Genomic DNA, 7,735 nt, shown 5'->3' with positions numbered 1-7,735 from the left:
CCTACTCCTGTGTGCCTTGAGAGACGCCGACCACACCTAGTATCAATTGAGATTATCAGTCTATTTTTCTATCTTGGTAATTATATTTTCTTAATCTTATTATTTATTTTATAAAATATGATTTATTGTTTTAATAATTTGTATTCATCTATTTTTCTATATAAAGTTGCTATTCCTATCCCAAGTTTTTTAGCGATTTTCTTTTTATCTTCGGTACTTGTCCCATATAATTCTAAAGCTTTCCTTATTTCCTTTTCTTCTAACTCTTTAATTGGTACAATTTCCTTTGTATTATAATATATATCAAGTTTTTCACTTGATAAAATATTTTTTGGTATTACATCTTTATCTATTATACCGTCTGAGCCTATCATATTAACTATGAATTCTATAGTATTTTCTAGTTCCCTAACATTTCCTGGCCAAGTATATTTGTAAAAGGCTTCTTTAACTTCTTTAGTTATTGTTATTGAATCAAAATTCCTATCTAACAAATTTGTATATCTTTGTATAAAAAAATCAATTAATAAATCAATATCTTCTATTCTGTCTCGTAGAGGAGGAATTTCAAAAGGTATTACATTTAATCTATAATATAAATCTTCTCTAAACTTATTTTCCTTTATAAGTTCCTTCAAATTTCTATTGGTTGCTGCAATTACTCTTACATCAATATCGATTTCTTTATTAGACCCAACTCTAGTTATTTTTCTTTCTTGAAGAACTCTCAACAACTTAGTTTGAAGATAAATTGGCATATCTCCTATTTCATCTAGAAATATAGTTCCCTTATTTGCAAGTTCAAACTTACCTATCTTTCCCATTGGATCAGCGCCTGTAAAAGCACCTTTTACATATCCAAATAATTCGCTTTCTAATAAAGTATCTGGAATAGCTCCACAATTTATTGCAATAAAAGCCTTAGCCTTTCTATTTCCTTCATTATGTATAGCTCTAGCAAATACTTCTTTTCCAGTTCCACTTTCTCCTGTTACTAAAACTGTTGATGTTGAGAGTGCAATTTTTTTAACCTTCCGTTTAAGATCTTGCATTATCTTCGTTTGTCCTAATATGTTTTCTGTTTTTATAACTTTTTTAATACTCGTATATTCTGAAATATTATCTCTAAATCCTTTATAATCTCTAAAAATAAATATCTTATCAAATTGATTATCATTAAGTTCCATAGAAAAAATATTTCCTATAAATTGAAAGCTTTGATTGTCTATTGATACCTTATATATTTCCATTTGAAATAAGCTATCCCCTGTTGGCTCTATAACTACTTTGGATACAAAAAAATTATCCACATGTTTTATAAGTTCTACCCCTTTAGAATTAATATGAGTTACTTTATCATTTTTATTTAGGACCATTACACCTTGATCCATTTTATCTATTATTAAATTTAATGATTTTACAACGGTTCCTTCTCTTTTTCTTTGAAGATTTTCATAAGCTGCAGTACTTATAAACTCTGCTATTTGCTCCATAAATGCTTTATAATTATCAAATCGTGCTAGTATTTGATGCTTTTGTTCTTTATTAAAGCATACTAATCCTATAACCCCTATTATTCTTCCTTGAAATTTTATTGGAGTACTCATTTCAAATACTTCTTCACATTTTCCTCTTTTAATACAATATTTACATATATTGTCTTTGCCTGGCTCTGTTATAGCTTTAAATTCTCCTGTTTTTAATACCTCTCTATAGGCATATCCTTGCTTTGATATATCCTTATCTATTCTATTTCTATAGGCTCCTGTTGCTGCAATCCTTATTAGATTTTCATCAACTACTTCAACATCTACCATAAGTATTTTCTCTACTATATTGGCATATTTCATTACAGCACTCTGAATTTCTTTCAATATAGATGGCATATCTAAACACCTCTTTTACCCTTTATTTAGTAAGAACTATAAAATATTTTTACTACTTGTATATTAAGCAATTTTCATGCCATAAGAAATTGAACATATGTAAATTTTCTTATGACCTTACTCTGATCAAGATTAACATAAACTTATATATGTTCAATCGAAACCCGATGTAAGGAAATTATAAAAATAGGGATTATATGCACTTTGGCATATAATCCCTTGTATATAGTTATTCCATTTCTTTTCTTTCTTTTTCTTCTTGAGCAATACTTTGTTTTGGAAGTATTGTATTTAAAAGTATTACAACCAGTGTTGTTATTACTACTGGAGAACTTCCAAACACCATACTTACCCAGCTTGGAAAAGCATCTAACGCTCCAGGAACTTGTGTAATTCCCATACCAAGCGCAACTGAAAGTCCTACTATACTTAAATTTCTTCCTGAAAGCTCGTCTTGTATTATTAGTTTAATACCAGTCATAGTTATCATAGCAAAAACCGTAATTGTGGCTCCTCCTAAAACACTTTGTGGTATAGTTGTAATAACTGCTCCAAATTTAGGTATAAATCCAGCAATTAATATAAATCCAGCAGTTAAAGCAAATACATATTTACTAACAACTTTTGTCATAGCAACTATTCCAACATTTTGACTATAGGTTGCTGTTGGTAATCCTCCAAAAAATGGTCCAATGATATTTATTAACCCATTTGCAATTATTCCACCAGATAATTCTCTATCCTCTGGAACTCTATCAAGTCCTCCTGCTGTTGTAGCTGAATAATCCCCTACTGCCTGTACAGAATTAACTACATATATAACAACCATAGATATTATGGCGGAAGGTATAAATTCTAATCCGAAATGATTAACGGTTGGTAATTGTGCCCATGCTGCAGTAGAAACTGCATCAAATTTTACTTGTCCTAAAAATATTGAAAAAATATATCCTACTATAATTCCAATTAAAATAGATGCAAGTTTAATATATCCCTTACCAAAATTATTACAAATTAGCACCACAGCAAGAGTTACTAGTGCGATTACCCAATATATAGGAGCGCCAAAATCTTTTGCTGATGCCCCTCCAGCCATATATTTAATAGCTGTAGGATATAAAGATAAACCTATAGTAAATACAACTGTACCTGCTACCATTGGTGGAAATAACTTTCTTAAAGGCTTTATGAAAGCTCCAACTATAACAGCGGCAATACCTCCAATTAATTGTGCTCCAAAAATTGCCTTTATTCCATATGCACTTCCTATAGCAGTTAGAGTAGGCACATAAGCAAAACTAATTCCTATAATTACCGGAAGACCTGATCCTAATTTCCAAATAGGATATAATTGTAATAAAGTTGATATACCAGCCATAAACATCGACGCTTGGACTAAAAGAATTTTATCAGCTGCACTTAAATCTGAAACTCCTGCAACTATAATAGCTGGTGTTACATTTCCAACTATCATAGCTAATAAATGTTGAAATGACAATGGTAGTGCTTTTTTCAGAGATGGTACTCCCTCTAAATCAAAAAGTGAAGTACTCTTACTTTTTCTTTTCTTTGTTTCTAACATAATTATATATTCCCCCTCATGTAAATCTATTAACTTAACCATCACTCGAGAATATGTAATCATTATCAAAACGAAAATTTTTCTCATTTTGATAATAATATTATTCCTTTGCACTTTATTAGTAATCGTTTAAATTTTTCATTGTAATTTTTTACATATATATGTTTTCTTTGTAACTAAATAAAAAGAGCCTCTAAAGTTTCATATATTATTCAAGCAATAAATATGCCAAACTTTAAAAAGCTCTATAATTCATATTTTTTCATCAATTTTTACTATATTTCTATCTTGTTTAACTTAATAAGTATTATATAAAATATTAAAATGATAACTAAACTTTCTTAAAATAGCTTGTTTACTTTGTTTTTAATTACAAAATTATTGATATCAAAATAATAAAGTATTATCATATTGATATTACCATATTATTTCATGTTCAATATTAAATTTAACTAATAATCTATATATAAAACCAACCATATTCCACATGTTTTCTTTTTCATCTTCACAATCAATTATTAAATATGAATTTTCACCTTCCATATAACGCTCTACTATAATATCATATCCTTCATTAACAAAGTAATTTTCTAAAATTTCAGCAAGATTATTGCCTTTTTCATCTAAATAATCTTTTCCTAATTTCAATTCTACAACATAATTCAATCTTATTAAATTATAAAAGTCTATTATATCTTTGTAAGCATTACTAAAAACTTTAAGTTTCCTTTTTATGAATTTACCCTTAATACGTTGTCTCAACTTTTTCTCCTTACTTATCTCTAGTATGATTAATCTTTAATTCGTTTCTTTATTTTTAAATCTTCTATGTAAGATATAATAATAGATAGTATCATAAGAAGTATACCTGAATATAGTATTGGTCTATTATCTTCAATAGGACACGATCCATAAAAAATATTTTGTTTTATTCTATATATTTTATAGAATCCATATAAACTTATTATTATTGCTGCACTAAATATAATATTCGATAATTTGAATAAATTTTTCATATTTTCTAACCTTTCTTAAAAACATATTTACATTGTAACATAATTATATAATATATTGTAAATTTTCTTACATCTTTCTGTATATTAAATATTTACAAAAAACTGCCAAAAATATATTTTATCTTTAGCAGTTTTATATATTAATATTTATTTATATCACAGTACACTCTCAATACTTCACCAACACTCCATGCTTGAGAATAGCATCCTCTACTTGTAGAAGAAAATTCTCCATCAAATATTTCAGCTATACCATTTATACATCCATCTCTCATATGATCTTCAAATACTGACAGCATTTCTTTTGCTTTTATTATAGCTTTTTCATCATAATTATTAACTTTGCAATAAGATGTAATAAATGGTCCAATTAAGAACCCCCAAGTAGTTCCCATATGATAAGCTAAATCTCTTTTAAATAACTCACCTATATATTTATCTTTAAATTCTTTATCCATAAATGAAAGTGATCTTAATCCATATGTAGAATATAAATGTTTATAGGAAGTATCTACTATTTGTTTTTCCTTTTCTCTATCTAATATTGAAAATGGAAGTGAAACTGCCCATAGCTGATTAGGACGAATTTTATCATCATCTTCATCTATAACATCAAAAAGACATTGTTTGTCTTTATTCCAAAATTTTTTATTAAAAGAATCTTTAACTTTTAGTGATAACTCTTTATAATATAAATTTTCTTTATTAAATCTAATTCTTAGCTCTTCCATTATACATAAGGCATTATACCATAAAGCATTTATTTCTACAGGTTTTCCATGTCTTGGAGTTACCACAATATCTCCAACTCTTACATCCATCCATGTTACTTGATCTAAACCTGATCCTGCAAAAATTAATCCATCCTCATCCATTCCTATAGAAAAATCTGTTTTACTAGAATATGACTTAAAAATTTCTACTAACTTATCATATATTTTTTCTTCTATAAATTTGTAATCTTCCTCATTACCAGTATATTTTAGATATTTATAAACAGCTTGAAAATACCAAAGTGATGCATCTACTGTATTATATAAAGGTTCAGTATTAGCATCAGGAAATAAATTAGGTACTAATCCATTCTTTACATATTTAGAAAATGATTCTAATATCTCTCTAGCATCTTCAAATCTTTTTGTGCATAATACTAACCCTTCAAAAGCAATCATAGTATCTCTGCCCCAATCAGTAAACCATGGATATCCTGCTAATATAGTTTTAAGTCCAGTGCTTTTTCTATCAACTATAAAGTGATCCGCAGCTTTAACAAGATTATTTGCAAAATTATCATTGTATCCAGCTTTTTCTATTAAAGTGTTTATCCTATTCTTATACTCTTTTTCCATTTCAAATCCTGTCTTATTTATTTCGTTTTCTAATGTACATATAACATAAAACTTTTTTATTTCTTTAGCTTTTATATTTATATTTACTTCATATGGAGTATAATGATTGTCCACCCCTAAAAATCCAGTTCTATTATCTATCATATAATATTGATTTTCTTCAAACAAATAATTTGGAGTTGCCATTGTTGTTGGTATTAAACTTCTGTCATAGTAATCACCTTGTGATGTGTAAAAACTTATTTTTAACTCCTTATTTTTTTCTGGCGTTAATATAAGTTTATTATTTTCTATAACTTTATCAAATCTTAAATTTGATTTTTCAATAGATTCTCCTGATAATCTGTAATTAAATAAAGGTATTATTTTAAAATTTAAATCTTCAATACCATTTTGTATTTCATAACATATTGCTACTGTATTATGTCCATAATCCATTGATATACTTTTTTGATTTTAACATCTTCTACTCTATAATGGTACTCTGGTATTGAATCAAAAATAAACTTTTCTAAATATTCATGACCATTTTTAGATGTATTTATATATTGTTGAGAAGATAAATCATACCTTCTTCCATTTATATCTACTTCTTCTTGAGTTTTAGTTAATATTAAAAATCTATTAACTGGTGGATTTAAAGCTGCTATTAAGTATCCATGATGCATAATAGCACTTCCTCCTGCGACTGTTGAATTTGCATATCCGCCTATACCATTTCCAATCATCCAAGATAGTTCATTACCAGCTTCTATTGTTTTAAAAGAACCTCTTCCATAACTATATTTCTTTTCCACTTATATACCTCCAAAACTTCTTTAACTTTTACTTCATATGTTTATTATATAATTTATTTCCACTTTATTTAATTGTATAACAGTACAAAAACCCTATCCTTATTTTATACATTATCCAATAAATATTATTGAGTTTAAAATTTAAAAACATAATTTTATATGTAACATTTATATGAGTTTATTCATATATTTAATATAGCTATTAGCTTTAAAGCTAATCCATATAAATTCATCTCCTTCATTAAATATGAAAAGGAATTAAAGCTAAAATGCTTTAATTCCTTTTTATCTTTAATCAATTTTTATTTTTATTTTTTTAAAAGCTAATTCTTTAGATAAATTTTTATTTTCAGGATTTATTTTTATTTTAAATATATTAGGACAATCTTCATTTCTCCATGTTTTCATGAATTTAGGAGTTGCTGATAAACTGGCATAATGTCTTTCTTCAAAGTTATCAAAAAACTCTAGAAATTCTAATTTACTATTTTTATCAATAATGAAATCTTCCTTATTTATGTTATTTATTATTGGTACAAAATATCTAAGCGGCACTTCATAATTAAATCTACCTTTTATTTGCTTACCTTCTATTATAGGTCTCTTTAATAATGGATATCTTTCTATATCATTTTCTTTTAAACTAATTTTAAATATAAGCTGTTCTTCTTTAACCTTTTGTATTTTTATTTTAATCATTTGTTCACCTTTTTTACTTTATTTTATTCCCAGGTATCCCAAATTTCTTTTTTATATCCTAAAGTGGCAATATTACTATTTCTAACTATTGGAGATATAAATAATTTAGGATTTTTTAATAAAATCTCTTCTTTCATATCATTACTTCTAATTTTGTCTAAATTTAATTTTCTATAATCCTTACTATCTTTATTTATTAATTCATTTATAGAAATAGACTTTTTTACAGAATTCAGTTCGCCTTTACTAAGTCCTTTTAAATCTATATCTATAAATTGAAAATTTATATTTCTTTCTTTAAAATATCTTTCTGCTTTTTTTGTATCAAAGCATTTTTTTCGCCCAAATATTTGTATATTCATACTTTTATCTCCTTTAAATTATTATATAAATATTTGTTTTTCAT

7 protein-coding genes and 1 pseudogene are annotated in these 7,735 nt (G+C 26.4%); all 8 read right to left on the bottom strand.

Annotated features, from left to right (window positions below; translation table 11 throughout):
- Positions 1–122 precede the first annotated feature (122 nt).
- The 8 genes and pseudogenes from A500_RS05575 to A500_RS05545 all read right to left on the bottom strand — a co-directional run bounded on the left by A500_RS05575 (position 123) and on the right by A500_RS05545 (position 7,691).
- On the bottom strand, positions 123–1,886 hold the full coding sequence (locus A500_RS05575) for a sigma-54 interaction domain-containing protein (RefSeq protein WP_016206609.1): 1,764 nt from the start codon (positions 1,884–1,886) through the stop codon (positions 123–125).
- A 229-nt stretch (positions 1,887–2,115) separates the two neighbouring features.
- Entirely contained in the window at positions 2,116–3,468 is a 1,353-nt protein-coding gene (locus A500_RS05570) for a uracil-xanthine permease family protein (RefSeq protein ID WP_016206608.1), read from the bottom strand.
- 417 nt (positions 3,469–3,885) lie between these two features.
- Complete coding sequence (locus A500_RS05565) at positions 3,886–4,230, bottom strand: hypothetical protein (protein WP_016206607.1); 345 nt, start codon at positions 4,228–4,230, stop codon at positions 3,886–3,888.
- A 29-nt stretch (positions 4,231–4,259) separates the two neighbouring features.
- Positions 4,260–4,484, bottom strand: a complete 225-nt coding sequence (locus tag A500_RS05560) for a hypothetical protein (protein ID WP_016206606.1) — start codon at positions 4,482–4,484, stop codon at positions 4,260–4,262.
- 140 nt (positions 4,485–4,624) lie between these two features.
- Positions 4,625–5,833 (bottom strand): amylo-alpha-1,6-glucosidase, encoded by a 1,209-nt coding sequence (locus A500_RS21135; RefSeq protein WP_242835052.1) that lies wholly within the window; start codon positions 5,831–5,833, stop codon positions 4,625–4,627.
- 120 nt (positions 5,834–5,953) lie between these two features.
- Positions 5,954–6,561: pseudogene (locus A500_RS21130) on the bottom strand (glycogen debranching enzyme N-terminal domain-containing protein); the annotation flags it as partial.
- A 360-nt stretch (positions 6,562–6,921) separates the two neighbouring features.
- The gene (locus A500_RS05550; protein WP_016206603.1) at positions 6,922–7,329 is read right to left on the bottom strand and encodes a hypothetical protein; all 408 of its coding nucleotides are present in this window, start codon (positions 7,327–7,329) and stop codon (positions 6,922–6,924) included.
- Between the two features lie 23 nt (positions 7,330–7,352).
- On the bottom strand, positions 7,353–7,691 hold the full coding sequence (locus A500_RS05545) for an arsenate reductase family protein (RefSeq protein ID WP_016206602.1): 339 nt from the start codon (positions 7,689–7,691) through the stop codon (positions 7,353–7,355).
- Positions 7,692–7,735: the final 44 nt, after the last annotated feature.

The sequence above is a fragment of the Clostridium sartagoforme AAU1 genome (assembly GCF_000401215.1).
GTDB lineage: Bacteria > Bacillota > Clostridia > Clostridiales > Clostridiaceae > Clostridium > Clostridium sartagoforme.
This window is presented reverse-complemented; position numbering and strand designations above follow the sequence as displayed.